Source organism: Streptomyces sp. NPDC087845 (genome assembly GCF_044742755.1).
Taxonomy (GTDB): Bacteria; Actinomycetota; Actinomycetes; order Streptomycetales; family Streptomycetaceae; genus Streptomyces.
The window spans coordinates 138545-164262 of sequence record NZ_JBIUVC010000006.1 but is presented as its reverse complement, the minus strand read 5'-3'; the positions used below and the strand labels follow the sequence as shown (position 1 = coordinate 164262).

At 71.0% G+C, this 25718-nt stretch carries 20 protein-coding genes, 2 pseudogenes and 1 riboswitch; of the genes and pseudogenes, 11 read left to right on the top strand and 11 right to left on the bottom strand.

The annotated features are described in order from the left end of the window. Positions 1 to 221: 221 nt before the first annotated feature. Positions 222 to 1142, bottom strand: coding sequence for a LysR substrate-binding domain-containing protein (locus ACIOMQ_RS17605; RefSeq protein WP_362198236.1), 921 nt, complete (start codon positions 1140 to 1142; stop codon positions 222 to 224). A 180-nt stretch (positions 1143 to 1322) separates the two neighbouring features. Here ACIOMQ_RS17605 and ACIOMQ_RS17600 point away from each other — a divergent pair, with 180 nt between their 5' ends. The 4 genes from ACIOMQ_RS17600 (at position 1323) to ACIOMQ_RS17585 (ending at position 5863) form a co-directional block, all read left to right on the top strand. Beyond that, positions 1323 to 2120 (top strand): enoyl-CoA hydratase/isomerase family protein, encoded by a 798-nt coding sequence (locus tag ACIOMQ_RS17600; protein WP_362198233.1) that lies wholly within the window; start codon positions 1323 to 1325, stop codon positions 2118 to 2120. Between the two features lie 47 nt (positions 2121 to 2167). Then, positions 2168 to 3805 carry an AMP-binding protein gene (locus ACIOMQ_RS17595; RefSeq protein WP_362198229.1) on the top strand — a complete coding sequence of 546 codons (1638 nt, stop codon included), beginning with the start codon at positions 2168 to 2170 and terminating at the stop codon, positions 3803 to 3805. Next, positions 3802 to 5160: an MFS transporter gene (locus ACIOMQ_RS17590; protein WP_362198226.1), complete on the top strand. Its 1359-nt coding sequence runs from the start codon at positions 3802 to 3804 to the stop codon at positions 5158 to 5160. Before ACIOMQ_RS17595 ends, ACIOMQ_RS17590 begins: the two co-directional genes overlap by 4 nt. A gap of 322 nt (positions 5161 to 5482) precedes the next feature. Further along, on the top strand, positions 5483 to 5863 hold the full coding sequence (locus tag ACIOMQ_RS17585) for a hypothetical protein (protein WP_401756611.1): 381 nt from the start codon (positions 5483 to 5485) through the stop codon (positions 5861 to 5863). Positions 5864 to 5922: 59 nt separating this feature from the next. On the opposite strand, the gene ACIOMQ_RS17580 is transcribed toward ACIOMQ_RS17585, so the two are convergent. Both ACIOMQ_RS17580 and ACIOMQ_RS17575 read right to left on the bottom strand, forming a co-directional pair. Next, entirely contained in the window at positions 5923 to 6945 is a 1023-nt protein-coding gene (locus tag ACIOMQ_RS17580; protein WP_402189412.1) for a phosphotransferase family protein, read from the bottom strand. A gap of 104 nt (positions 6946 to 7049) precedes the next feature. Then, positions 7050 to 7496, bottom strand: a complete 447-nt coding sequence (locus tag ACIOMQ_RS17575) for a hypothetical protein (RefSeq protein ID WP_401268817.1) — start codon at positions 7494 to 7496, stop codon at positions 7050 to 7052. Positions 7497 to 7758: 262 nt separating this feature from the next. On the opposite strand from ACIOMQ_RS17575, the gene ACIOMQ_RS17570 reads away from it, so the two are divergent. After that, positions 7759 to 8802: a LacI family DNA-binding transcriptional regulator gene (locus tag ACIOMQ_RS17570; RefSeq protein ID WP_401268820.1), complete on the top strand. Its 1044-nt coding sequence runs from the start codon at positions 7759 to 7761 to the stop codon at positions 8800 to 8802. 274 nt (positions 8803 to 9076) lie between these two features. On the opposite strand, the gene ACIOMQ_RS17565 is transcribed toward ACIOMQ_RS17570, so the two are convergent. Then, positions 9077 to 9247 carry a hypothetical protein gene (locus ACIOMQ_RS17565; RefSeq protein WP_362198217.1) on the bottom strand — a complete coding sequence of 57 codons (171 nt, stop codon included), beginning with the start codon at positions 9245 to 9247 and terminating at the stop codon, positions 9077 to 9079. Between the two features lie 245 nt (positions 9248 to 9492). Here ACIOMQ_RS17565 and ACIOMQ_RS17560 point away from each other — a divergent pair, with 245 nt between their 5' ends. Then, the gene (locus ACIOMQ_RS17560; RefSeq protein WP_362198214.1) at positions 9493 to 9801 is read left to right on the top strand and encodes a beta-Ig-H3/fasciclin; all 309 of its coding nucleotides are present in this window, start codon (positions 9493 to 9495) and stop codon (positions 9799 to 9801) included. Between the two features lie 364 nt (positions 9802 to 10165). On the opposite strand, the gene ACIOMQ_RS17555 is transcribed toward ACIOMQ_RS17560, so the two are convergent. Together ACIOMQ_RS17555 and ACIOMQ_RS17550 are read right to left on the bottom strand one after the other, a co-directional pair. Next, a complete protein-coding gene (locus tag ACIOMQ_RS17555; RefSeq protein ID WP_362198211.1) occupies positions 10166 to 10366 on the bottom strand; it encodes a hypothetical protein in 201 nt (66 codons plus the stop codon). 365 nt (positions 10367 to 10731) lie between these two features. Further along, positions 10732 to 11364 carry a TetR/AcrR family transcriptional regulator gene (locus ACIOMQ_RS17550; protein ID WP_362198208.1) on the bottom strand — a complete coding sequence of 211 codons (633 nt, stop codon included), beginning with the start codon at positions 11362 to 11364 and terminating at the stop codon, positions 10732 to 10734. A gap of 54 nt (positions 11365 to 11418) precedes the next feature. Here ACIOMQ_RS17550 and ACIOMQ_RS17545 point away from each other — a divergent pair, with 54 nt between their 5' ends. After that, positions 11419 to 12378 (top strand): GNAT family N-acetyltransferase, encoded by a 960-nt coding sequence (locus ACIOMQ_RS17545; protein WP_362198205.1) that lies wholly within the window; start codon positions 11419 to 11421, stop codon positions 12376 to 12378. Positions 12379 to 13517: 1139 nt separating this feature from the next. On the opposite strand, the gene ACIOMQ_RS17540 is transcribed toward ACIOMQ_RS17545, so the two are convergent. From ACIOMQ_RS17540 to ACIOMQ_RS17530, 3 genes are all read right to left on the bottom strand, one after another. Then, entirely contained in the window at positions 13518 to 13853 is a 336-nt protein-coding gene (locus ACIOMQ_RS17540; protein WP_402189408.1) for a zf-HC2 domain-containing protein, read from the bottom strand. 637 nt (positions 13854 to 14490) lie between these two features. Next, positions 14491 to 15186, bottom strand: a complete 696-nt coding sequence (locus ACIOMQ_RS17535; RefSeq protein WP_362198199.1) for a response regulator transcription factor — start codon at positions 15184 to 15186, stop codon at positions 14491 to 14493. Then, a complete protein-coding gene (locus ACIOMQ_RS17530; RefSeq protein WP_362198196.1) occupies positions 15158 to 16396 on the bottom strand; it encodes a sensor histidine kinase in 1239 nt (412 codons plus the stop codon). Before ACIOMQ_RS17530 ends, ACIOMQ_RS17535 begins: the two co-directional genes overlap by 29 nt. Before the next feature lie 301 nt (positions 16397 to 16697). Next, a riboswitch (cobalamin riboswitch) is annotated at positions 16698 to 16880 on the top strand. Between the two features lie 29 nt (positions 16881 to 16909). Here ACIOMQ_RS17530 and ACIOMQ_RS17525 point away from each other — a divergent pair. The 3 genes from ACIOMQ_RS17525 to ACIOMQ_RS17515 are packed head-to-tail and all read left to right on the top strand — an operon-like array spanning position 16910 to position 19880. Then, complete coding sequence (locus tag ACIOMQ_RS17525; protein WP_402189405.1) at positions 16910 to 17953, top strand: ABC transporter substrate-binding protein; 1044 nt, start codon at positions 16910 to 16912, stop codon at positions 17951 to 17953. Between the two features lie 35 nt (positions 17954 to 17988). Beyond that, positions 17989 to 19062 (top strand): FecCD family ABC transporter permease, encoded by a 1074-nt coding sequence (locus ACIOMQ_RS17520; RefSeq protein WP_401268917.1) that lies wholly within the window; start codon positions 17989 to 17991, stop codon positions 19060 to 19062. Then, complete coding sequence (locus ACIOMQ_RS17515) at positions 19059 to 19880, top strand: ABC transporter ATP-binding protein (RefSeq protein WP_401987853.1); 822 nt, start codon at positions 19059 to 19061, stop codon at positions 19878 to 19880. The genes ACIOMQ_RS17520 and ACIOMQ_RS17515 overlap by 4 nt, the downstream gene beginning before the upstream one ends. 248 nt (positions 19881 to 20128) lie before the next feature. Here ACIOMQ_RS17515 and ACIOMQ_RS17510 read toward each other — a convergent pair. Continuing rightward, positions 20129 to 20587 (bottom strand): annotated as a pseudogene (locus ACIOMQ_RS17510) (GntR family transcriptional regulator); the annotation flags it as partial. Positions 20588 to 20840: 253 nt separating this feature from the next. Here ACIOMQ_RS17510 and ACIOMQ_RS17505 point away from each other — a divergent pair. Then, a pseudogene (locus tag ACIOMQ_RS17505) lies at positions 20841 to 21915 on the top strand (hypothetical protein); the annotation flags it as partial. A gap of 221 nt (positions 21916 to 22136) precedes the next feature. On the opposite strand, the gene car reads toward ACIOMQ_RS17505, so the two are convergent. Continuing rightward, complete coding sequence (car, locus tag ACIOMQ_RS17500) at positions 22137 to 25538, bottom strand: carboxylic acid reductase (RefSeq protein WP_401987851.1); 3402 nt, start codon at positions 25536 to 25538, stop codon at positions 22137 to 22139. Positions 25539 to 25718 lie beyond the last annotated feature (180 nt).

The following is a 25718-nucleotide window of genomic DNA, read 5'->3' as shown; positions in this document are numbered from 1 at the left end:
AGGTCTCCGGGCCGGCCCGCACCGGCTCCCCGAGGCCGTCGGGGGTCGTCAGGAGGACGAGGGTGAGGGCCGCCGGGCCGAGTGAGCCGTAGTGTCCGGGGCGGGTCGTGGCTCCGGCCGGCGCTCACCGGGGCCATGGACCCGCGCTCCGGTCCGGGCCGTTGCGGCGCACGCGCACACCGTTCACGGGCGCCCGGCGGCCGGGCAGCCGCCGCCGTGCGTCATCCGCCCGAAGCCGTGTCCGCGATGTGGTGGCCGGCCTCGGCGAGGCTCTCCGAGACCGCTTCGGCGAACGAGGCGATCGCCTCGTTGTGCCGGCTCGGCACCCAGACCACCGAGGTCAGCCAGGCGAGTGTCGCCCCCTCCAGCGGCCGCCACACCAGCCCGTCGACGAGCGGTGTGGCCGGGGCCTCGTTGAGGTGGATGCCGCGGCCCGCGAGCACCAGCCCGTGCACGAAGTTGGGATTGCGCGCGTGCCTGATCGACCCGGGGAGGAAGCCCTCGTCCCGGCAGATGGTGAGCATGTGGTCGTAGAGGCGCGGCGCCATCGCCCGCGGGAAGATCACCAGCGGTGCCCCGTCGAGGTCTCTCAGCCGGACCGCGCCGCCGCCCGCTGCCGCGGCATGATCCGCCCGCAGCACGACGCCCAGTTCGCGCCGGGCCACCGGCCCCGATTCCAGACCCACCGTGTCCGACGGGTGCCGGACCACCCCGGCGTCCAGCTCTCCCTCGCGCAGCCGGGCCAACTGTTCGTCAGTGGTGAGTTCGTGGAGGTCGATCAGCACATCGGGCACCCGTTCGGCGAATCCGGCGGTGAGGGTCCGCAGCACTGTCGGGCCGGTGTCCGGCGGTACGCCGACCCGCAGCACCCCTGCCTCGCCGGGACGGATCCTGCGCATCGCCTCACGCGCCGTGTCCACCCCGGCGAGTACCGGCCGCACATGTTCGAGGAGCAGCGCCCCGGCCTCGGTCAACTGGACGCGGTGCCGAGTCCGGTCGAACAGCCGCACCCCGAGTTCGCGCTCCAGGTCGCGGATGCGCTGCGACAGCGGCGGCTGGGCCATGTGCAGGCGTTCCGCCGCCCGGCCGAAATGCAGTTCCTCGGCAAGGACGGCGAAGTAGCGCAGGTGACGGAGCTCCATGAGCGGACCATATCGCTCCGATATCACCGCGAGTCCCGATTGGTGTTGGCCGGATCACATCCCTCCCTGTTTGCATGACTGCTCACGGGAAGCCCGCTCACGGACATCCGCCCGTCACCCCGGCTCCCCCGCGGCCCCGCCGCCTCCTTCCCCTGCCCGTCCCCAGAAAGGCATGCCGCCATGACCGAGAACAGCACCGTCGTCGTCACCCACCACCCGGTGACGGCCACGGCCTCCGATGCCTACGTTGCCGAGGTCACCCTCAACCGTCCCGACAAGCTCAACGCCTGGACCGGCGGGATGCGGAGCCGGCTGGTCGCGGCGCTCGACTCGCTGGGGGACGACGAGCACTGCCGCGCGGTCGTTCTCACCGGCGCCGGGCGCGCGTTCTGCGCCGGCCAGGACCTTGCCGAGACGGCGGCGATCGACCCTGGCGACCACGCGGCCGCCGAGGCGTGGATCGACGACTTCGGCCGCCTCTTCCGCGCCGTACGCGGCCTGGACAAGCCGGTCGTCGCCGCCGTCAACGGTGTCGCGGCGGGCTCGGGTTTCCAGTTCGCCCTGCTCGCCGACTTCCGGATCGGCCACGCCGGCGTCCGGATGGGGCAGCCGGAGGTGCTGTCGGGCATCCCCAGCATCACCGGCATCTGGGCCATGCGGGGCATCCTCGGCCGGGCGAAGACCGCCGAGTTCGCGCTCGGCGGCCGCCTCGTCGACGGCACCGAGGCCGAGCGGCTCGGTCTCCTCACCCGCCTCGTCGCACAGGACGAGGTCAAGGCGGAAGCGCTGGCCGAGGCGGCCCGGCTCGCCGAACTCCCGCCCGGCGCGGTCGCCCTCACCAAGGGGCGGCTCCGCGAACTGGACGACGCGGACCTCGACGACGCGATCGAGGCGGCCAAGAAGGTGCACACCGCCGCCTACGCGACGGGTGAGCCCCAGCGCGAGATGGCCCGCTTCCTGGCCGGCCGCCGCCGCTGAGTCCGCCGTACTCGTCCCCGCCCCTCGTCCGCAGGAGAGGAACCCCCATGACCACGAGCGTCACGCCGCACACCGGCGCGGCCTCCGAAGGCGAGACCGCCTACCGCCGTCTCGTCGAAGAGCACCGGTGGACCGTCCCCGACCGCTACAACATGGCCGCCGACGTCGCCGACCGCCATCCCGGCGACCGGCTCGCACTCGTCTTCGAAGACCACACCGGCCATCGCGAAGAAGTCGTCTGGCAGCAGATCCAGGACCGCTCCCGGCGGATCGCCGCCCATCTGCACGCGCTCGGCGTGCGCAAGGGCGACCGGGTCGCGGTGCTGCTCCCCCAGCGCCCCGACACCCCGGCGACGTATCTCGGCGTCCTGCGCACCGGCGCCGTCCTCGTGACGATGTCACTGCTGTGGGCCGACGAACCCATCCGCTACCGGCTGGCCGACTCCGGCGCCGCAGTGCTGGTGACCGAGACCTCCGCCCTCGATCGCGCCGCCGGTTTCGACGGCACGGTCGTGAACGTCGACGACCCGGCGATCGGTGCGCTGCCCCCGGTGTACGCCACGGCCGACACCGCGCCCGACGACCCGGCGCTGATCTTCTACACCTCGGGCACCACCGGCGCCGCCAAGGGCATCGTGCACGCCCACCGCACCCTGCTGGGTCACAACGAATTCCGCTACTGCCACGATCTGCGACCGGGCGACGTGTTCTACGGAGCCGGCGACTGGGCCTGGTCCATGGCCAAACTGATGGGCCCCCTCCGCGCGGGCGCCGTGCACCTCGTGTACCGGCCGGCCGGCGGCTTCGACCCTGCCGGGCTGCTGGCCGCCATGTCCCGTAACAAGGTCACAACGGCCCTGGTCAACCCGACCTTCCTGCGTAAGATGATGCAGGATGTCCCGGATGCGGGCAGTCGTCACCCCCAGTCGCTGCGGGTGGTGTGCTCTTCGAACGAGCCTCTCACCCCTGATCTCATCGAGTGGTTCCGTGCCCAGTTCGGCCTCACCCTGCTGGACTACTACGGGTCGACGGAGTCGTACCCGTTGCTCGGCAACTTCCCAGGCGTGCCGGTCAAGCCCGGTTCGATGGGCCGTCCGCTGCCCGGTTGGGACGTGGCGCTGATGGACGCCGACGACCACGAGGTGCCGGCCGGGCAGCCGGGCGAGATCTGCCTGCGCGCCGGATCCAACCCCCAGTTCCCGCTGGGCTACTGGAACCGACCCGAGGCATCGGCCGAGTCGTTCGGCGGCACCTGGTACCGCACGAAGGACCAGGCCGTCAGGGACGAGGACGGGTACTTCTGGTTCCTCGGCCGGACCGACGACGTCATCAAGACGTCCGGCTACCGTGTGGGGCCGTACGAAGTGGAGGGGGTACTGCGCGGTCACCCCGCGGTCGCCGACGCCGGAGTCGTCGGCGTCCCCGACCCGGTGCGCGGCCAGGCCGTCAAGGCCTGGATCGAGCTCAGCCCCGGCCACGAACCGGACGAAGCCCTGGCACGGGACATCACCCGCTTCGCCCGCGAAGCGCACTCCCGCTTCGCCTATCCGCGCCTGATCGAGTTCGTCGAAGAACTGCCCCGCTCGGCCACCGGAAAGATCCAGCGGGCCGCTCTTCGCGCCCGTGACCTCAGCCCTGCCGGACCCGACACCGCGGCACCACCCCGGAAGGACGGACGGACATGACGACCGACAGCAGCGCCCCGGTGTCCCCTCCCCTGCCTGCGAAGTCCGCGGCACCCGAATCCGCCGACGCCCCGGGCGTGCGCCGCAAAGTGGCCACCGCCACGGCCATCGGCAACTTCGTGGAGTGGTTCGACTCGGGCGCGTACGCCATCATGTCCGCGACCATCGCCGGGCTCTTCTTCCCCCAGTACGACAAGACCGCGGCCCTCCTCGCCACATGGGCCGTCTTCGCCGGCGGCTTCATCGCCCGCCCTCTCGGCGCCGCGTTCTTCGGCCGCTACGGCGACCGCATCGGACGCAACCGCATGCTCGCGCTGAGCGTGCTGTGCATGAGCGGTTCGACCCTGCTCATCGGTCTGCTGCCCAGCTACGCGACGCTCGGCATCGCGGCACCGGTCCTGCTCTTCCTGCTGAGAGCCATGCAGGGCTTCTCCACGGGTGGCGAATACACCGGGGCGTCGGCGTTCATCATGGAGTACGCCCCCGAGGGGCGCCGGGCCCGCTATGCCAGCGTGGTGCCGCTCACCGTCGGATTCGCCTCCGTCGCCGGTGCGTTGACCGGGCTGCTGATCACCTCGTCGCTCGACGACGCGGCGCTGAACAGCTGGGGCTGGCGCATTCCGTTCCTGCTGGCCGGACCGCTCGGCCTCATCGGCCTGTATCTTCGCAGCCGCATCCAGGACACTCCGGTCTTCCGGGCGCTGGAGAAGGGCGACGTGGTCCAGGAGGCACCGCTGCGCGAGGCATGGCGGGTCTGCCGCCGACAGGTACTGACCCTGTTCGGCTACAGCATCACCAACGCCGTCGGGTACTACCTGATGAGCAGCTACATGATCGCCTACATGTCCGAAGAGGTCGGCTACACCAAGTCGCAGGCCATGCTGACCAGCGTGGTGGCGATGCTCGCGTACAGCCTCGCCTGCCCGCTGATGGCCGCGGCCAGTGACCGGTTCGGCCGCAAACCGATGCTGCTGTTCGCGTGCGGCGGCTTCACCGTGGCCACCTTGCCCGCCTTCTGGCTGATCGGTACGGGGCTGGGCGGCGCGATCGCCGGCACGGTGGTGCTCGCCGTACTGGTCGCGGTGATCGGCACCTCCAATGTGCCCGCGATGGTCGAGATGTTCCCCGGCCAGCTGCGGGCGAGTGGTTCGGCCATCGGCTACACGGCTGCGTACGTCCTCTTCGGTGGCACCGCACCCTTCGTCGCGACCGGTCTGGTCTCCCTCGGCGGAACTCCCCTGGCCCCCGGCTTCTACCTGATGGGGCTGGGGCTGGTGTCGGCGCTGGTGGTGCTCTTCTCCTTCCGGGAGACGCTGCACCTGCCGCTGACGCGCACCACCGTGCTGGAGAAGTAGCACCGTCCCGACGAGCGGCACGAACGGCCTAGACGGCGGATGGTGCGCGCGCTGCCGCGGAGCGGGGCGAGTCGGCGCAACGCCGGGTCCGTCCACCGGTACGCCGCCGAGCAGCAGCCGGTCCGCCGGCGGAAGGGCCCACGGGCGGCCGGTCCTTCCGTGCGCGGGGCCGGCCTCCTCGGCGGCGTGCACGACGAGGTCGATGTCATGCCACGCGTCGACGAGCTCGGCGGCGCGGTCGCGGTAGGTCCCCATGCCCCGCCCCCCTCCGTGCACCAGAAGGCGGGGTTCACGCCGGTCCCACGGCAGCGGTGGCTCCCGGGTGACCGGGATCGTCCAGGGCAGCGCGGTGTTCGCCCGCGAGGTGAGCCAGACCTCCTCGGTACCCGGGAGTGGGGGCCCGGCCCTCCGGAAGGACGGCGAGGCCACCGAGTCCACATGGCAGACGACCACGCGCAGGGCCCGGCCCGTGCGCTCCATGAAGCGCCGGACCAGGCTCAGCCAGAATCCGGAGAAGACGACCACGGTGTGCACTGCGCTCTCCTCGCAGCGGCGTACCCATGCGTCCTGTACGTCGGCGGAGATGGCCGGCACCGGGTCGGAGGCGATGCGCTGCCCCACCCACGCCGCGCGGAAATCACGGTGGAACACATCGCGCGAGGCGGTCACGGGCGGCGAGCCGGTCGGGGGGCCGCAGCCGTGACGCGAGCAGCAGCCCCGGTACGTGCACTCCCAGCGCGACCCCCGACGTGAGCACCACGATCACGGGCAGCCGCCGCGCAGTCCCGATTCCACGTCGTCCAGGGCCGATTCGAGCTGGGGGCCCACGTGGGTCCACACCCACGCCCGGTCGGTGGCCGAAGCCTGCCGGGGCTCCACCTCCACCAGCATGATCAGGTAGAGGTAGGCCCGGTAGAGCGCGAGTCGCAGGCGCACCGAGTCGTCGAACACGGCCTCTGCGCCGGCGCTCGCGTAGCCGGTCAGGAATGCCTTGTCATCCTCCATGTCGGCGAAGAGCGCCAGCGAGACGAAGTCGGCCACCGGGTCGCCCCAGAACATCCGCTCGCCGTCGATCAGACCGCTGAGCCGTCGGCCGCCGGGCGGCCCGGCGAGCAGCAGATTGCCCTGCCACAGATCGAAGTGGACCAACGCGGGCCGAATGACATCGTCCAGTACGTCCGATGCGGCGGCGAGCGTCTCCCGGATCGCGGCGGTGGAACGCGGCAGCCGTGCCGCATACCGCTCCGCGTCGTCCAGGACGGCGCCGGTCATCGTGGTGAACGCCTCCCGCCAGGTGGACGCCAAGGGCCCCAGCGGCTGCGCGGGGTAGCCGAATCCCGGTCCGGTGACCGCGTGCAGGCGCGCCACCAGTCGGCCCAACTCCTCCCGCAGTCGCAGCGGTTCGCCCTCCGCCAGGGAATCGGCGGCCTCGTGCCAAGGAGCCCCGGGGCACGCCGTCATGATCAGGTAGGCGCCGGTGCCGGCGTCGACGTCGGTCTCGCTGCGGACGACCCGGGGCACGACGCCGGCGTCCGCGGCCGTCGCGGCCGACTCGTAGAAGGTGACCTCGCCGGTCAGCAGCGCGCGCTCGTAGGCCAGACCTGCCGCCGAACGCGGCGGGAGCTTGAGCACCCAGTCGCGGCCCCGGTCCAGAGCGACGCGGACGACCGTGTTGTACGTGCCGCCGGACAGCGGTGTGTACAGGGCCGTCTCCCTCCCCCGTACACCGGCCTCCCTCAGGACGGCCTCGGCCGCCGCGACCGTCTCCTCGTACGACGTGCTCAATTTCGCTCCTCCATGACAAGACCGGATGTCCGTTGCCGTGCTGTCGCACGGATCTGGTCCATGAGCGCGATGCGCGGTTCGCAGGCGCCGAGCTCGGCGCCCTACTATTCCCCCTCCCCCCGCACCGGAGCACGGATACGTGCGAACTGCTGTGTGGAGTACGACACCGCGGGGGTCCTGGTGACTGTTCTGCTGCCGTCGGGCGCGACGACCGTGATGTTGAGGGGAACGGCTCCGGCGACGGGGAGCAGGCCACCCCGGACCCGGACGGTGGCCTCACGGAACGAGCAGACGTGCTCGGCGGTACGGGTCGTGCCGAAGGAGCACTCCAGAGTGGCGCGCTGCCCGGTGGACAGCAGAAGGGCCGCGGAGAAGCGGCGGCCCACTCCTCCGGCGCCATCGAAGTCGGAGTGCCCCGTCCCCTGGGCATCGGTGATGCCCACCGTGTCCTGGAGGGCCTGGAACCAGCAGCCCGCGAAGTCGTAGAAGCATCCCCACCGAGGTCGGGACGCCTTGTCGTGCGCGCAGGCGCCGAAGGCGGCGGTGCCCACGACGATGCCGTGTCACGCGCTTGCCCCGTTGAATCAGCGTGCGACTCGCCAACGGCCTTCCACTGCCGCACCTGCACCCGCACCCTGCCGTCGACGCGCCGGCCAGGGGTGTGAAGCCGGCTCCTTGCCCGCCGCAGGGGCCCACGCCTAGGCTGAATGCGCTTTCATTGCAAGAGATACCCGGTACCCGACCACCGTGACACCGGGCAGCGCATCCCCACAACCACGCGCCACCAACCGGCAGGAGAGGCTGAGCATCAGCATGAGCACCCCCACGGTGTACGACGTCGCCGCACGGGCGGGCGTCTCCATCGCGACAGTGTCGCGCTTCCACCGGAATCCGGGGGCGGTGCGACCCGAGACCAGAGACCGAGTACAGGCAGCGGTAGATGAGTTGGGCTATGTACCGAGCGGCACCGCACGTGGGCTCGCCAACCGCACCACCGGCGTTCTCGGCCTCTGTTTTCCCGACTTCCACGACGCCGGGGCGGCGAGCGCGGCGCACGCCGACGACACCGAGTTGATGTTGTACTCCGACGAAGTCATCCGCGGCATGCAGCGTGCGGCGGGGCGTCACGGCTATGCGCTGTTGCTCACCAACTCACGCGAGGGTGACGCCGGCGAGCAACTGGCCGAGGCCGCGGGACGGATGGACGGGGTGGCCGTGCTCTCGACGACGGTCCCGTCCGAAACACTGGAGGTGGTGTCACGGCGATTACCCGTCGTGATGCTCGCCGGACGGCGGGACGATGCTCACGATCAGGTCCAAGTGGCGAATTTGAGAGGCCAGTTGGAGCTGACACGGCATCTCATCGTCGATCACGGCCTGCGTCGGCTCACCTTCGTCGGTGGCCCGTCGGACTCCCCCGACTGCGAAGCCCGATTCCGGGGATTCCTGGCCGCCCACCGCGAAGCCGGCCTGCCGCTTCCCGAGCAACCGCACCTTCGGGGCGACCTCACCCAGGCTGCCGGGCACCAGGCTGTCATGGAGCTCCTGGACGGACGGGGCGAGCGTCCTCAGGGAGTGGTCCTGGCAAACGATCAAATGGCAGTGGGCGCCTTGCGCGCCCTGGCGTCGCGCGGCATCCGCACACCGGAAGAGATGGCCGTGACCGGCTTCGACGGGATCGCTCTGAGCCGACTGGCACAACCGGCTCTGACAACTGTACGGCAGCCCATGGCACGTCTCGGCAAGGAAGCCGTGGAGCTGCTCATCGCACGGCTCAGGGACCGGAAGCGGGCGACCGTGGCACGGCTGTTGCCGGTCAGGGTCGTGCGCCGGGCTAGCTGCGGCTGCGGCGCGTAGCAGACGCGCTTCCGGACGACCGGGCAAACGAGGGGCCGCGCAGCAGCGGTCCCCCGTGGGGTGCGAGCCGTCGATGGCTCGGTGCCCCCGGCACGACGGCTGATGGAGACCGACGACGTACCGGCGTTCCGGCCCCGGCCCCAACCCCAACCCCAACCCCAACCCCAACCCAAGTCTCGGTCCCTGCCCCTGTCCCGGACCGTGACCCGGGACCGTGAGAGTGCGAACGGCTGTCGGCCTCCGTGGTCGACCGTCCCGGAGGCCGACCACGCCCTCACTTCGTTTCGAGGAAGTCCTCGATGTCCGCGGCGACTTCCTGCGACGGCTCGACGTCCGGGAAGCGCGTCTCACCGTTGAACCGCGTGCAGCTGAACCACGGGATCTGCGCACAGAACCGTTCGTGCGGGGCGTCGTAGCTCTCCGCCCTTCGAGTGTGAGCACACATGCCGGACCGGGCGGGGCCTGGTGAACCTTTCGGGGCGGCCCCTGGGCGATCCCCACGTGCCGTACGCGTTCTCGATCCCCCGGCACGCGCGTGCCCACGTCTGAACGGTCCGGGACATGTCCCGGACAGCACAACCCGTTCCCTGGCCTTGCCGCCCCGCCCAGACTCTTGCCCCGTCGGCCGGGGCCCGCCCGGCTGTTTGCGATCTCCGGGATCGTAGACCCCGATCAAGGGAGAGTCTGGACATGCGCCTCCTCAGGAAGCTGGCGGCCACCGCTGCCACCACCGCCGCGCTCAGCGCCGCCTTCACCGTCGCCGCGGCCCCCGCCTCCGCTGCCGGCGGTACCGCGCCCGCGTGCATCGAGCGCTATGTGAACAACGATCAGGACGGCTTCTCCGTGGGCCTCTACAACTACTGCGGCAAGACCATGCGCGTTCAGGTCATCGTGGACTACGCCCCCGACGGCCCCTGCTACACCATCGCGAAGGATGGATACAAGCACTACAGGTACGACGGAATTCTGGGCCTGTACAGCAGGACTGCCGTGTGCTGACATGCGTCCGCCGGCGATGGGGCCGCAGCTCCGGCCTCATCGCCGAACGGCGGACGCCGGACGCCGGACGCCGGACGCCGAACGGCGGACGCCAGACGCCGAACGGCGGACGCCAGACGCCAGACGCCAGACGCCAGACGCCAGACAGCAGACAGCAGACGGTCGAGCCCGCTGAACGCAGGTCGGGGGGCCGGCCGGACATCCGCATCGGCGAGGACGACGCCGCGCCCACCAGGGCTTCGGCGCCGGGGCAGCTGAGGGTGACGTCTGCCGCTGCCCTTCGGCCCCGCGTACGGCGCGCATCACCGTGAGACAGCCTGCTGGTCGGCAGGCATGGCCGGCCGGCCCGGTGTCCCGTCCCGAGTCAGTGGTCCTGGGGACTCCTGCGCTCCGGCTCTTCCAGGTATTCGGGGCAGTCGGGGTTGCGGCAGGGAGCCGGGCCCCGCACGGGCACGAAGACTCCGAGAGTCTTGTGCCGCCTCATGATGGTGGTGTCCAGGGGGTGCTTGCAGACCGGGCACACAAGCGTCCCCTGGGGACCGGTCTCATGCTCGATCTTGCTCATTCTTCAACGATATGCCGTGTGACCCCAGATCGTGCGAACAGGACCTGAGCCGGTTCCGCACAGCGGCCACGGCCGCCCGTTGCGGGCCGCGATACCACCGGGGACTTCGCCGACCAGCAGGGCAATGAGTCGCTCGGCCTGGTCTCGGGGGTCCGGTGCGCCGGGCCGGCTGGTCATCAGGAGGTGGTGGACAGTACCGGCGAGTGCGAGGGCGATCGAGGCGGCGTCGGTGGCGTCCGCGAGCCGATCCGCACCCCTGCGCGCCGGTTCTCAACCGACCTGCATGTACGGGACGTTGCCGCTTCACCCGCGGACCCAAGCAGGCCCAGGCAGGCCCGGCTCAGACCTGGCGCCCCTGATCCGGCTTACTCGCCGGGGACCGGCCTGCCGACGCCGACGCCGGGCCGGGGCTTCGCGAGCGAGGCGAGGAAGTCGTCGAGCATGGCGATCTGTACCTCCTCGGGGAACCGGCCGGGGTCGAAGAGAGCCTGGACGACGAGTCCGTGGGTGAACGCGACGGCGGAGGCGGCGAGCTGCTCCGGGTCGGCGGTTGCGGGCAGCTCGCCCAGGTCGCGAGCGGCTTCGAGGTGCGGTCGGATCGCCGAGCGCATCCGTGTGTAGCGGTCGGCCTGGTCCGTGCCGAGAGCATCGTCGGCGAGGGCCAGGTCCCAGGAGCTGACCCAGATGCGGTTACGGTCGATGTCGTCCGCGGTCAGCGGCAGGATGTCCAGCAGCATGGCTCCCAGGGCGGCGAGACCCTCGGTGGGGCGTTCACGCCGGGGGCGTTCCGCGGAGCTTTTCTCCAGCAGGTCCAGGGCATGGGCGACCAAGGCTCGTTTGGTCGGGAAGTAGTGCATGAGCATGCCGGTCGAGACGTCCATGGCGGAGGCGACGGCGCGTAGCGTCAGCCCGCCGAACCCCTTGTCGGCGAGTACCTGCCACACCGCCTGGGACACATCCTCACGGCGGGCTTCATGGTCTCCAGGTGCAGGGGGCATGCTGCTACCTTACATACCGAACGCTCGTTACGTATCCGACCTTGGAAGGTGTCCGTGTTTGCCCTGCCACTCGGCGACAATGCACAGCTCCGCCCCCTGGAGCCCTGGCATGCGGAGGAGTTCCTCGCCCACATCGACCGTGCCCGGCCCCATGTAGACCCGTGGATACCCTGGGCGACGCTCAGCACCGACCTCGCCTCCGCCACGGCTGTCCTCCAGCGGTACGCCGACAGGCAGGCCGAGGACACCGCCCGGATCTACGGGATCCGGCTGGACGGCACGCTGGTCGGTGGCGTCATGTTCACGAAGTTCGACGCCGCTTCCGGGGTGTGCGAGATCGGCTGCTGGCTGGAGGCCGACGGGGCCGGCCGCGGACTGGTGAACCGGGCATGCCGGGCGCTGATCGACTGGGCCTTCGAGGAACGCGCGATGAGCCGGGTCGAGTGGTGGGTCGCGGCGGGCAACACCCGCAGCATCGAGGCCGCGCGCCGGCTCGGCATGAACCGCGACGGTGTGCTGCGCCGGCACTCTCCGTACCGGGGCATCCGGCACGACATCGAGGTCTGGTCGGTCCTCGCCGAGGAGTGGGGAGTGCCCGCGTCCGGCGTCAAGGCCGAGCTCGACGAGCTGATGCACGCCTTCCTCGGCGCGTTCACCAACACCGGCGGCACCCGGCCGAACGTCGACGTGGTCCGTGAGGTGTTCATCCCCCAGGGAACGATCATCCAGAACGTCGGGGCCGAGCCGGTGATCTACGACCTCGACGCGTTCATCGAGCCCCGGCAGAAGATCCTCACCGATGGGACGCTGACGGAGTTCTCCGAATGGGAGGTCACCGAGCGTACCGAAATCTTCGGCTCGGTCGCGCACCGGTTCAGCGAGTACCGCAAGTCCGGGTTCCTCAACGGCGAGTGGTTCGAGGGCTCCGGCCGCAAGACCGTTCAGTTCGTCCGGACGCCCGCCGGCTGGAAGATGAGCTCGATGGCCTGGGACGACGCGCCGGGGGCTTCCTGATCCGGCCCGGCGGCCGTGCCCGGACGGCCGCCCGTGCCCGGACGGCCGTTCTCCATGTCCCGCCGCGATACGCCGGAGCGGTCGCATGGAGGAGTACGCCATCGGCCTCCACCCTCCACCACCGGACCACCGCGGCAACGGGCGACGGGCTGCGGTGCACCATTCGGGCACCGGGCGAGAGCGACGGCGCGTACGTCATCGGGTCCGTGGCGAACCATCTCGACGTGGGCGGGCTTCTGCTGGAAGACCACTCCCTCAACCCCGGGCAAGTCGTCGCGCGCCCTGGGTAGTTGCTGCTCCATCCCATGCCCCGTCCAGAAGGCATGGACCGGACTCCCGCCTGGTCGGCAGGCCCCAGAGCCTGCCGGCCGGGCACAGCGTCGGACCGGGTGCGGCGCGCAACCCCGACTCGGACCGGTCACGACTCCGGCTCGTCCGGGCCGGAGTCGGTGACGCCGACCGGTCCGGTACCTGCCCGCCTCAGCCGACGGGCCGACTCGCCAGGTACTCGGCGAGATCGCCGACCTCGACGAGCAGGCCGCAGCGGTCAACAAGGTCGAGCAGAAGGCGCTCCAGCAGTACGCCTTCCTGCCGCTCTACAGCGGCCCCTCGGTGTGAAGAAGGGCCTCGCCAACGTCGGCGCGACCATCTTCTACAGCCCGCTTCCGGAGACGGTCGGCTGGGAGAAGTGACCCGAGCCCCGGGGCCACGCCGTTGCCGTCCCGCTCCCGCCCTCGGGAACGGGCCGCGGCGAAACGTTCGCAAGACGCGTGGAGGGTCCGCCGGTCAGGTGGCGGCCACCCCGCCGCGTCCGGCTCCGGACGCCGTGGCGGCCATGCCGGCCCGGGGCATTCGCCGATCGCGCGGCCGATCGCGTGCAGGCCGGCCGCGACCGGCCGCGCGGCCCGCATGCCGGGCCTTCGCGGCCGGGGTGGTACCGGCCGGCCTCGGCGTGGCCGGGTCGACCGGCGTACTCCGCTCGGGCGGGCCGGGCTCGCCCATGGCCGGAGGCCGGCCATCGCCGCCGGCCACGAGAGGGATCTCCGTGGCCGGCCCTCCTCGTGACCGGCCGGCGTCCGGTCGTGCGGCCCGGAAACCGGGTGCCGGGCCGCACGACCGGGATCGCTGTTGCTTTCACGTCAGCTCCCGTCCCCGATCCTGGCGGTCCTGCTGACCCACTGGGACAGGGTGAGCTGCGTGGCCCCGTCCGCACGGGCCGGACCGCGCCGGCAGGGTGCCGCGTGGCGGTGTTCGGGAGTCCCCCGGTGCCGGCCGGCACTGGCGGCCAGGGCGTCGCGGAGAAGGAACAGGTGTACGGGCAGGGCTGCACCGCAGTCGTGCTCGTCCCGGCACGTGGGGCAGGTCTCCAGGTGGGTTCCCACCGTGCTCGCCTCGTCGGCCGCGGGGGCCTTGAGGCCGTGGTCTTCGGCCGGTCGTTCACCGATCGTGCGGTACTTCTCGGTTGCAGTGAGCATGGGAGGGTGTCCTTCCTGAGCTGGGATGCCGGTCACGCGGTCGTCGGGGCCAGGGGTTCGGGCGTGAGTGCCCCGGAGTGGGCGACGCCGGGTCGCCGAGCGGGTGCCTCGGCGTCGGGGCCGCCTTCAGCCCCGCGGTAGCCGCCGTTGGGCGCCGGTGTGCCGCTGTGCCTTCGCGAGGCGCGACGCCCGGGATCCGGAGGAGCGGCGCTCCGCGCCGGGGGTGACCCCTGAATCGGCGGGGACGTCCGCCCGCGACTGCCGCTTCCCTCCGGGAACAGGCGTCGCGACGGTGAGAGACCGGGCGGCGCTGCCCGGGGCGGGCGGCTGCGCACGCAGCGAGAGTGACCGGCCTGCCCGAGGTGCCGCCGCCGGATCGGGGACGGCCACGAACAGAACCGTCGGGCCGCCGGAGAAAGCTGCGGCGCGGACCGCGGTCATCGATGTCGATTCGGCGTTGTACCGCTCAATCGGGCAGTGGGCTTCGATCATGGCGAAACCTCCGTTCGCCTTCCCACCTTCGCCCAGGAACGGCCCCCGGCGCGTCGTCCCCCCGCAGCGATTCCCGGCTACCACGGCTGCGGTATCCGCCACGACCGGCTACGACCGCGACGACACGCGCATACCGCGCCGACGACTACAGGGGCGCCTGTGAGTCCCCGGATTCCGTTGCCGGACTGACCAGGCCGCACTGATAGGCGATGACTACGAGCTGGGCCCGGTCACGAGCCGCCAGCTTGGTCATGGCCCGGTTGACGTGGGTCTTGGCGGTCAGCGGGCTGACGAAGAGGCGTTCCGCGATCTCGTCGTTCGACAGCCCCAGTGCCGCCAGCCCCACGACATCGCGTTCCCGCCGCGTCAGACACTCCAACCGCTCGTGCACGCCCGCCGGGCACGGGTCCGGCTGCGCGAGGAAGCGCTTGATCAGCGCACGCGTCGCCGACGGGGACAGCAGTGCCTCGCCGGCGGCGATCGTGCGGACGGCGTCGAGAAGCTCCTCGGGCCGGGCCCCCTTGCCGAGAAAGCCGCTCGCACCGGCGCGCAGGGCCTCGGCCACGTGCTCGTCGTCCTCGAAGGTGGTCAGGATGAGCACCTTCACCCCGGTGAGGTCCTCGGACTCGCTGATGAGGCGGGTGGCGTCGAGGCCGTCCATGTCCGGCATGCGGATGTCCATCAGGACCACATCGGGGCGCTCCGTACGCGCCAGTTCCAGCGCTTCCTCCCCGTTGGACGCCTCCCCCACCGTCTCCATGTCATCGGTGGAGTCGAAAAGCATCTTGAAGGTGCCCCGCAGCAGGGCCTGGTCATCGGCAAGCAGTACGCGAACCGTCATGCCCGTCTCTCCTCGGTGGTTTTCCCATCACCAGGCCGGGACGCAGCGGAAGCTCGGCCGTCACGGTGAAGCCGCCCTCCGGGCGCACTCCCGCGTGCAGCCAGCCCCCGACCGTGGCAGCGCGCTCGCGCATCCCGATCAGTCCGTGCCCCGTCCCCGGACGGGCGTGGTCCCCTCCGGTTCGTCCGTCGTCCTCGACGGTGATCGTCAGCCGCTCGGGGCGGTAGTGCAGGAACAACCGGGCATGGTCGGCACCGGCGTGCTTGTGCACGTTCGTCAGGGCCTCCTGGACGATGCGGTACGCAGCCAGGTCGACCGTCGGCGCCAGCGGTTCGGCGATGCCCCGCCGGGTATGGCTCACGGCCAGACCGGCGCGCTCGAACGACGCCAGGAGCGCCGGTACGCGCGCGAGGCCCGGCATCGGATCACGCGGCGCCACGGGATCGCCGGACTGCCGCAGCAGCCCTACGGTCACCCGTAGCTCGTCCAGTGCGGACCGGCTGGTGTCCCGGATGTCCTCCAAGGCGGCCACGATCTGCTCCGGCCGCCGTTCCACCAGATGCACGGCCACGCCCGCCTGAGCGTTGATCAGGGCGATGTGGTGCGCGACGATGTCGTGCAGCTCGCGCGCGATCCGCACCCGTTCGGCCGCCACCCGTTGCTGCGCCTCCTGCTCACGCGTGCGCTCCGCGTGTTCCGCCCGCTCCTCCACGGCTGCCACATAGGCGCGTCGGGAACGCACTCCGTCCCCGACGGCAGCCGGCAGCGCCGTCCACGCCAGCATCGCCGCGTTGTCGGGGGCCAGCCATGCGCGCGGGTCGCACACCACGGCGGCGCCCACCAGGACGGCGGCCGAGAATGTTGCCGCGGTCCAGGCGGCACGCCGGTCGGTCAGCGCGGCCACGGTGTAGACCGACACCAGGACCGGGCTGATCACCAGAGGGCTTTCGCGGAATCCGAGCACCTGAAAGGCCACCCCGCAGCCAATGGCGACGGCCAGTACGCCGAAGGGGTGATGCCGCCGCCATACCAGCGCAGAGCAACCGATACCCGCCAGCACCACGGCGGGCCACCGCAAGGAGAACGTGTGCTGGTGCGGTACGACCGAGGAAGCCACGACCGCCAGCCCGAACAGCGCAGCCACGGTCAGTGCGTCCACCACACCGATCCGGGGCCGCGTCCACCGCCTCCAACCGCTGATCACCGCCATGTCACCACCGTAGGGTCAATGGCCGCATCGGGCATCGCCGCGCGGGGCAGGGGCGCCTCGGCCACCGGCCGCTGCCCGTCCGCCGAGCCTTCGCCGGCGCACAGCCGTCCACGTCGTGCTGCCCGGCCCGCGGCTCCGCTGTCACGAGGACGGGCGGTGGGGGCCGGGCGGCGAGGAGTCCGAGCCGGATGCCGAGGGCGTGAGCGAGGAGCCACGAGGCGGGCAAGGGGTCCCAGGGGACCCGAATCGGTCCGGCGACGTGCGATCACTCACACGAGCGCCCTTTGTGCGGCAGCCCCGAAGAAACGTAATATCGGCAGGTCATCGCCGCGACGGGAGACAGGAAGCCGGTGCGAATCCGGCACGGTCCCGCCACTGTGACCGGGGAGTACAACCTTTCGACATGCCACTGCGCCCGGCGCGGGAAGGCGGGGGGAGCGTCGATCCGGGAGTCAGGACACTGGCCTGTCGCGGGCCCGTTTTGAGGAGCGCGGACTCCCCAGGAGGCTCTACGTGTATTTCGGCATACCTCGCCGCCCCTGCTTCCCCCCTGCCCGGCCCCGTCGTGCCCTGCGCGCCGTCGCCGCAGCCGTCACCCTGTCCACCACCCTGGTGATCGCGGGCTGCGGCACGGGCCACGGCTCCACCGGGGACGCCAAGGCCACCGCGTCACCGGCCGAGGGCTTCCCGGTCAGCATCGACAACTGCGGCGTGAGGACGACGTACGTCAAACCGCCCTCGCGCGCGGTCACCATCCATCAGCACCCGGCGGAACTGATGCTCGCCCTGGGCCTGAAGGACCGTATGGTCGGCACCGCCTTCCCCGACTCGGCCGTCCTGCCCGAACTGAAGAAGGACTTCGAGGCGATACCCGAACTGGCGAGGAAGGAGCCCTCCTTCGAGACCGTCCTCGACGCGGAGCCGGACTTCGTCTACGGCGGCTACGGCAGCGCATTCGCCGAGAACGAGGGCCGTTCCCGCAAGGCGTTCGCCGACGCCGGCATCGACACCTACCTCAACCGCGAGTACTGCGGCAAGAAGCAGGTGACGATGAGCGACACCTACGACGAGATCCGCACCGTCGGCAGCATCTTCGGCATACCGGGCCGCGCCGACAAGCTGGTGACCGATCTCCAGGGACGCATCGACAAGGCCACCACGGCGGTCGAGAACGACGCCGAAGTGCCTGTCTTCGTGTACGACAGCGGCGACAAGACGGCCTTCACCGCGGGCGGCAAGGGCCTGGGCAGCGAGCTGATCCGGCTGGCCGGCGGCCGGAACGTCTTCGCGGACCTCGACGACGTCTTCGGCGACGTCTCCTGGGAGCAGGTCGTGGACCGCAAGCCGGAGGTCATCGCCATCTACGACTACGCGGGTTCCGGGAGCGTCCGGCAGAAGAAGGAGTTCCTGCTCTCGCAGCCCGCACTCGCCGATGTCCCCGCCGTCAAGAACAAACGGTTCGTGGTGCTGCCACTGACCGCGACCCTGGTCGGAATCCGGTCGGCGTACGCGGTCGACGGCCTGGCCCGCGGCCTGCATCCCGAGAGCTTCCGGTGACGGAGGCACCCGCGAAGGCCGGCGATGAGCCGGCGATGGGGCGCCGGCGCCGCATGAACCGGTCGGGTGACGCCGCCCTCGCGCTCACGCTGGGCGTCCTCGCGCTGCTGCTGGTGCTCTCCGCCACGGCCGGCCTGGCCATCGGCTCGGTGCACGTGCCGCCCGGCCAGGTGTGGGGCATCGTGACGCACGCCCTGGGCGCCGACTGGACGGATCCCGACTGGTCCCGGGCCCGGGAGACGATCGTCCTCGACGTGCGCGCACCGCGCGTGCTGCTCGGGGCCGTGACCGGGGCCGGACTCGCGGTGGTGGGCACCGCCATGCAGGCCCTGATCCGCAACCCGCTCGCCGAGCCGTACCTGCTGGGCGTCTCCTCCGGAGCCTCCCTCGGCGCGGTCTCAGTGATCGTCTTCGGCGTGAGTGTGTTCGGGCCGGTGTCGCTGTCGGCCGCCGCGTTCGCCGGTGCCCTGGGCTCGCTGCTGGTGGTGTACGCGACCGCCCGCACCGGCGGACGCATCACCTCGGTGCGGCTCGTGCTGTCCGGTGTGGCGACCGCGGCGGTGCTCACCGCGGTGATGGACCTGCTGCTGCTCACCACCGGCCGGGGCAACGAGGCCCGCGCGGTCCTCGCCTGGACCCTCGGCGGCCTCGGCGGTGTCAACTGGGGCACGTTGTGGCTGCCCAGCGCGGCCCTGCTGCTCGGCATCGCCGTCCTCCTGGTGCAGTCACGGCACCTGAACCTGCTGCTCGCCGGTGAAGAGGCGGCAACGACCATGGGACTGGACGTGGCCCGGTTCCGGACCCGCATGTTCATCATGCTGTCCCTCGTCACCGGCGTCCTGGTCGCGGCGGCCGGACCGATCGGCTTCGTCGGCCTGATGCTGCCGCACATCGTGCGCCTCTTCGTCGGCGGCGACCACCGCCGCGTACTGCCGACGGCCGCACTGGGCGGAGCGGTCTTCCTGATCTGGGCCGACATCGCCGCACGCACCGTCGCCGCCCCCATGGAGATCCCCGTCGGGGTGCTCACGGCGCTGTGCGGTGGTCCCTTCTTCCTCTGGCTCATGCGCCGCGACGCCCGCCGGAACGCCGACCCAGGAGTGGCATGAGCGCGACCGAACTCACCGTCGACGGCGTCACCCTGACCGCCGGGGCACGCCACCTCGTCCGGGACGTCTCACTGCGGGCCCGCCCCGGCGAGGTGGTCGGCCTGGTCGGCCCCAACGGCAGCGGCAAGTCCAGCCTCCTGCGCGCCGTCTACCGCGTCCTGCGCCCCGACGCCGGACAGGTGCGGATCGACGGTACCGACGCCTGGTCCCTGCCCGTACGCAAGCTGGCACGGACCCTGGCCGCAGTGGTGCAGGAGTCGGCCGCCGGCTTCGACCTGACGGTACGGGAGGTCGTCGCCATGGGCCGCACCCCGCACAAGGGCCTGCTCGCGGGCGACACCGTCGAGGATGCCCGGCTGATCGAGTCGGCCCTCGCAGCCGTGGACGCCACCCTCCTGGCCGGCCGCCCCTTCGACCGGCTGTCCGGCGGCGAACGCCAGCGCATACTCATCGCCCGTGCCCTCGCCCAGCAGCCCTCGCTGCTCGTCCTCGACGAACCCACCAACCACCTGGACATACGCCACCAGCTCGAAGTCCTCGGCATACTGCGCCAACTCCCCGCCACCGTCCTGGTCGCGCTCCACGACCTCAATCTGGCCGCGTACTACTGCGACCGCCTCTACGTCCTGTGCGACGGCGAGGTCATCGTGTCGGGACCGCCCGCCGAGGTACTCACCGTGGAACTACTGCACGAGGTGTACGGGGTGGCGGGAGAGGTGGTCATTCATCCGCGCACCGGGGCACCCCACGTCACCTTCCTCCCTGCGACGATCGGCCGGCCGGTCCCGGCCGCCGCAATGGACCACTCCGCTTCGTGAGCGGGCGGGCGCCTGCGCCATCGGCATCCTCAACACACCTGTGGGCGTCGGCCGTTGCGGCCGCGGCCTGCCCCTGCGACGCGATCAGCCGTGCCGGGCCGTTGCGTCAACGGCGTTCCGCCAGCGGTGAAGGAAGTACGGGAGGATGCTCGTTGTCATGCCGACGGCACCGATCCACAGTACGGCTCTCGCTCCGAACAGAGAGCCCGCGACTCCCCCAAGAGCCCGCCGAGCGGAATGCCACCCCAGGGCTCCCAGGATTCGGAGAGCTGGACGGGCTGCCCGTCGGCGAGGAATTCGTAGTGCGTGGTGACGCAGAGGTCTCCGGGGCTGATCGCGAGCCTCTCGGCGATTGCCCCAGGGGCGGGGACGCGCGCCTGGCTGTGCGAATCCCAGGCTCCGGCCCTGCCCCGCTCCGTCGCCCCGGCGCGGGAGGGGGAGCCGCCCCGGCGTTCGCGGTGCCGCGAACGCACCATCCGCAGGCGCTCACGCGGCATGCGGACGTAGGTGCCCGAGCCCGCGCGTCCTTCGAGGAGGCCCTTGATGATCAACCCGTCCACGGCCCTCTGCATGACGTTGCGTCCGACGCCGTACTCCTCGGCGAGCCGTGCCCGGGACGGCAGGCGTTCACCTATCTCCCACTCTCCCGCGAGAATCCGTGCGCACAGCGCGTCGGCCACTGCAAGGTACGGCGCCTCTCGGGGCATTGGTGACCCTCCGACTGTTCTGCTGCGCGGCAGCTGGTAATTCCAGCGGCGTTGGCAAGCTACTGCACCAGGTGAAAGCTACTGGAGTAGAAATACGCTCGGTGCCGGAGCCGGCCCGGCCGGACATCGCCGAGCCCGGCGCCCACGGCCCGGCCTGCATCCGCGGCTGAGCGCTGCCTGCTCGGCACGGCCCTCGCCGCTCGCTTCACCAACCGCCCTCCCGTCCGCGAGCACCTCCTGCACGGCACCGACATCCACGGCCGGCTGGCCGTCCGCGACGCCGGTGGTCACCGACTACGAGCGTGCGACGCTCAACGCCTACGCCGCCGGCATCGATCCGGCCCGTTTCTCGGCCTCCCGCAATCTGGTCGCCGACATCTACAGCTACTGGCAGAACGCCGAGCCCGGCTACTTCGGCCCGTCCGCCGATTTCAACGGCACCGTCTTCGCCGCGCTGGCCCTCGGCGGGGCCAAGACGCAGGCAGGGGCGCAGCGCATACCGCAGGCCCTGCGGAACTCCCTGATCACCCGCATCCGGGCCAACCAGCACAACGACGGCGGCTGGAACTTCAGCAAGGCCGAGGGCAACCCGGGGCAGCTCGGCGCCACGAGCGACATCGACATGACCAGTGCCGCGATGGCCGCGCTGTGCGTCTCCGGCGTCCCGAGCACCGACTCGGGCATCACCCGGGCCAAGGCGTTCCTCAAGGGCAAGTTGGTGACCGGCACCGGTGCGTTCAATGCCATGTTCGGCGTCAACACCGACTCCAACGGCTGGGTCGTATCCGGCCTGAACGCCCGCGGCATCAACCCTCAGACCGGGGACTTCCTCATAGCCCAGGAGTTCAACCCGGGCGGCGGCTTCAAGTACCTGCCGAGCGACACCGCGCCCTCCGCCTACGCATCCATCGACGGGCTGCGCGCCGTCGCGGGAGGCGGCTTCACCGCCACTCCCCCGGTACCGGTCACCAGCGGCGCACCCCCAGTGGGTGGCCCAGAGCACCTTCACCGCCGGCACGGCCGCACAGCTGGCTCTCACCGTGGACGACGGTGCCGGAAACGTGAAGGTGTGCTCCGTCTCCGTCACCCCGACCGGGACCACGACCACGCTGGGATCCGTACTCGACGCCGCCACGAGCGCCGCCACCCCGTCCGGCTGCGTGACCGCGGTGACGCCGCCGCCCGGGACAGGCGGCATCACGGCGCTCAACGGCAAGGCCAACAGCGGCTCCAACATCTGGAAGGTCAGCACCGACGGCTCCGCGTTCACCAGTGCCACCCGGGGCGCGGCCGTCAACGCGGGCGACACCATCGCACTGCGCTGGGGGCCTGACCCGCGTCCGGCGCCGGGCTCCCCTCGCGCTGCGGACCGGTCCCCGCCGAACGACCGGTCCGCACCAGGGCACCGCCCGGCAGCCGGAGCGCGCGCCGCGCCCCCGCTCCCGCCGCGACCGGCATCGTGGCCGAACGCCGTCCGGCCGGACAACTGGCCGGACACACTCACGCAGGCGGTCGGCGGCCCGAGGCAGTGAGGTCTTTCCTCGGACCCTCAGAGCAGATCGAGCCGGCGCAGGTCGGTGACGTACTTGCGAATGAGGGCTGCCGACAGGTGGGGGATGTCCTTGCCGGGGCCGGCCTGCGCGGCTTGCACGGCGGCGTGGAACCGCTCGGCGGGGAACGCCGAACCAGGGACACCTTCCTCGGGTTGCGCGAAGGCGTGCAGCAGGGGCAGCAGTGAGTGCTGACGCTGCTTCTCCGGCAGGGCACGGGCCGCGGCAGTGATACGGGCGAGCCATGCGCCGTAGTCGTCGATCCGCCGGATCGGGTGGCCGGCCTCGGTGAGCCAGTCGACGAAGGTGTCCAGCGAGATGCCGTCGTCGTGCGGGTTCAGCACGTTGAAGGTCTGGTGGCCCTCGGTGGCCCGCGCGCCCAGCGAGGTGATGGCCTCGGCGGTGAAGTCGACCGGCAGTCCGTCGTAGTGCGCGCGTGCGCCGGTCCGGTAGAACGAGCCCGGCGCGATGCCGGTGGCGACCAGGCTGAGCAGCAGGCGGGTGAACACGTCGGGCACATTCAACTGCCCCGGGTACCTGCTGTGCGCGAGGATCATGTCCGACCGGAAGGTGGCGACCGGCAGACCGCACAGGTCGTGTGCCTCCCGGAGGAGGACCTCGCCGGCCCACTTGCTGGTCGCGTACCCATGGGCGTAGCTCTGATCGATGTGCCGCACCGGGCTGGTGACGCGGATGTCGGCGTCCTCGTCGAGAGCCGCAGCCGCGGCTCCGACCTGCACGGCGACGGTGGACACATAGGTGACGGGCTTCATCCGCGTGGTGAGCGCCAGCCGGATCAGTTCGGCCGTGCCGACGACGTTGGGTCCGAACAACTGGCTGTAGGGCAGCACGTGGTTGACCAGGGCGGCCGGGTGGACGATCAGGTCCACGGTGTCGGCCAGCCTGTGCCACGTGTCCTCGTCCAGGCCCAGGTGCGGCTCGCCGATGTCGCCCGGGAGTACTTCCAGGGTCCCTTCGGCCAGGTCCCGGTACCGACGGAGCAGTTCGGCGTCGCCGCTGTCGAAGGCGTCCTCAAGCCGTTTCGCCGCTACGGCTGCATCGCTTCCGCGTACGACGCAGATCAGCTTGCCGCCCGAGGGTGCCAGCCGCTCCAGCCATTCCAGGCACAGGAACCGGCCGAGGTAGCCGTTGGCCCCGGTCAGCAGGACGGCCCGCACGGCACCGTCGGGGCGGGGCAGCGTCGGGGCGGCGGCGAGCGTCGGCGCGTCGACGAACTTCTCCAGAGTGAGGTCACTGGCGCGGACCTCGGAGCTGTTCTCGCCGTGTACGGAGGCGAACGTGGGCCGCTTCGCCCCGGACGCGCGTTCCGCCTCGATGTACCTCGCCACCTGTGCCAGGTCGTTGGCCGGGCTGATGACCACCCCGACCGGAACGTCGATGCGGAAGATCTCCTTCATGAGGTTGGAGAAGGACAGCGCGGAGAGCGAATCCCCACCCAGGTCGGTGAAGTGCGCCTCGGCGCTCAGGTCGGTGTTCGGGCAGCCCAGCAATGCCTGGGCGGCCCGGCCGACCGTTTCCAGGACCGGCTGGTCCGGCCCGGCCTGCCGCAGCTCGCGCAACTGCTCGACCTGCCCGTCGGCGAGTTCCGCGTACCTCTGTTCAAGGGCTTCGCCGTAGCGTTCCTTGAGCCTGGGGCGGAGCAGTTTGTGGCTCTCGGAGAGCAGGCCGTTCTCGGGGCTGAAGGGTTCCGCCTCGATCAGGAGGTCGCGCGGGATCTCGTACGAGTTGAGCTCGGCTTCCTTGGCGATCTGCTGGAGCGACTCGCTGAGCAGCGGCTTGAGTGACTCGACGTCCTCGCCGCATCTGGCCAGCGCGTCCGGGGCCGGCACCACCACCGCGAGCAGATGGGCACGCTCGCTGTTGCCGTGCACGAAGATCTGCCGGACGAGGGGGCTGCCGACGAAGACGGTCTCCAGGCGGGAGACGGCCACGAACTCGCCCTGGGACAGTTTCAGGGTGTCCTTGGTGCGGTCGACGTAGACCAACCGGTCGGGTCCGACCTCGGCCATGATGTCACCGGTCCGGTAGTAACCGTCCTCGTCGAACATCTCGGCGGTGACCTCGGGCCGCTTGTAGTACCCGGGAATGATGGTGTCCGTCTTGAGCAGCAGTTCCCCGCGCGGATACGGCAAGTCGGTCCGGAAGTAGCCCAGTTCCGGGGCATCGGCCAGCTTGTAGTCGATCACCGGCGGGCGCTGCACCACCGTGTCGAGCAGCACTCCGCCGGCTTCGGTGGACCCGTAACCGGTGTACAGGTGGAGATTCAGGCAGGACTCGACGAAGGCCGCCACCTCGGCGGAGAGCGGCGCGGTCCCGCAGAAGGCCTTGGCGACGCGCCCGCCCAGAAAGTTCTCCCGCAGGTCCGTCTTGACCGCCGTCTCGACGTCGCCCGGCTCTCCGGCCCGGCGGTCCAGTTCGCTCTGGTACCGCTGGAAAAGCATGTCGCACAGGCGCGGAACCATGGTCAGCTCGGTGGGGCGGATCAGTGTGATGTCGTCGAGCAGCGTGGACAGGTCGCTCTTGGCGGTGAAGTAGCCGACACCGCCCCGGACGAGCGAGCCCATCAGCGAGTAGCGGCCGGCGAGGTGGCTCTGCGGCATGTAGAGGATGCCGATCGGGGGCCCCTCCGCCGCCCCGTAGCTGAACCCGTACCACGCGGTGCCGACCAGCCGCTGTGTGTACATGGCCCCCTTGGGGGTCCCGGTACTGCCGGACGTGTAGATGAGCAGGGACAACGGGTCCTCGCCCGCGTCGGCGGTGAACAGAGGAGCGGGCGGCAGGTCGGTCCCGCGTTCGATCACCTCGGCCAGCGGGCCGACGACCACCGGACTGCCTGCTTCGGCCAGGCGCCGCCGGGCGGACTCGAACGCCTCGCGCTGGTCCGCGACCTCAGGCCGGTAGTCGAACACGATCACGCGCTGGATCGACGTTCCCTCGACCACGGCTTCGACAGCGGTGTCCAGGCGCTCGATGCTCGCGGCGAGGACACGCGGCTCCGTCTCCGCGATGATCGGCATCAGTTGGGACAGCGGCGCGCTGGATTGCAGAGGCACGGACACGACGCCCGAGTGGATGCACGCGAGGTCGAGAGTCGCGTAGTCGGTGCTGGTGAAACCCAGAATGCAGATCCGATCGCCCGCGCTCAGCGGATACTGCGGGTCGTGGTACCACGTGCCGGCGACCGCACGGATGCGTGCCCACAACTCGCGGTAGCTGATGGTGTCGAACCTCGGGAGCAGACGCGCCGTCGACGGTTCCTTGGCGCGTTCGCCGAGGGCCGGCCGGTCCCCGTAGCCCTCCATGACGGCCGCCATGACCTCGGCAAGTCCCTTGTCCGGATCATTCACCGCCGCGGTGATCGACTCCAGTGGTTCGGCCATGACCAGCCCTCCGGTAGCGTCCCAGTGATCTCGGCGGTGCCTGCGATGTCGGCGATGTCGGCGAGTCGTGCATGCGGGCGGCACCGAGCACTTGATCGCGTCTGTCGACCAAGCGTGGAGTCCGCATGTCCCTGCTCACAGCGGTGTGATGGGGACGCGCCCGGCGATGAAGGCGGCCCA

What these genes read in the sequence shown, in the direction of transcription:
- ACIOMQ_RS17605 (WP_362198236.1), bottom strand. Translation starts at nt 1,142, where the DNA reads ATGGAGCTCCGTCACCTGCGCTACTTCGCCGTCCTTGCCGAGGAACTG.
- ACIOMQ_RS17600 (WP_362198233.1), top strand. Translation starts at nt 1,323, where the DNA reads ATGACCGAGAACAGCACCGTCGTCGTCACCCACCACCCGGTGACGGCC.
- ACIOMQ_RS17595 (WP_362198229.1), top strand. Translation starts at nt 2,168, where the DNA reads ATGACCACGAGCGTCACGCCGCACACCGGCGCGGCCTCCGAAGGCGAG.
- ACIOMQ_RS17590 (WP_362198226.1), top strand. Translation starts at nt 3,802, where the DNA reads ATGACGACCGACAGCAGCGCCCCGGTGTCCCCTCCCCTGCCTGCGAAG.
- ACIOMQ_RS17570 (WP_401268820.1), top strand. Translation starts at nt 7,759, where the DNA reads ATGAGCACCCCCACGGTGTACGACGTCGCCGCACGGGCGGGCGTCTCC.
- ACIOMQ_RS17565 (WP_362198217.1), bottom strand. Translation starts at nt 9,247, where the DNA reads ATGTGTGCTCACACTCGAAGGGCGGAGAGCTACGACGCCCCGCACGAA.
- ACIOMQ_RS17560 (WP_362198214.1), top strand. Translation starts at nt 9,493, where the DNA reads ATGCGCCTCCTCAGGAAGCTGGCGGCCACCGCTGCCACCACCGCCGCG.
- ACIOMQ_RS17555 (WP_362198211.1), bottom strand. Translation starts at nt 10,366, where the DNA reads ATGAGCAAGATCGAGCATGAGACCGGTCCCCAGGGGACGCTTGTGTGC.
- ACIOMQ_RS17550 (WP_362198208.1), bottom strand. Translation starts at nt 11,364, where the DNA reads ATGCCCCCTGCACCTGGAGACCATGAAGCCCGCCGTGAGGATGTGTCC.
- ACIOMQ_RS17540 (WP_402189408.1), bottom strand. Translation starts at nt 13,853, where the DNA reads ATGCTCACTGCAACCGAGAAGTACCGCACGATCGGTGAACGACCGGCC.
- ACIOMQ_RS17535 (WP_362198199.1), bottom strand. Translation starts at nt 15,186, where the DNA reads ATGACGGTTCGCGTACTGCTTGCCGATGACCAGGCCCTGCTGCGGGGC.
- ACIOMQ_RS17530 (WP_362198196.1), bottom strand. Translation starts at nt 16,396, where the DNA reads ATGGCGGTGATCAGCGGTTGGAGGCGGTGGACGCGGCCCCGGATCGGT.
- ACIOMQ_RS17520 (WP_401268917.1), top strand. Translation starts at nt 17,989, where the DNA reads ATGGGGCGCCGGCGCCGCATGAACCGGTCGGGTGACGCCGCCCTCGCG.
- ACIOMQ_RS17515 (WP_401987853.1), top strand. Translation starts at nt 19,059, where the DNA reads ATGAGCGCGACCGAACTCACCGTCGACGGCGTCACCCTGACCGCCGGG.
- car (WP_401987851.1), bottom strand. Translation starts at nt 25,538, where the DNA reads ATGGCCGAACCACTGGAGTCGATCACCGCGGCGGTGAATGATCCGGAC.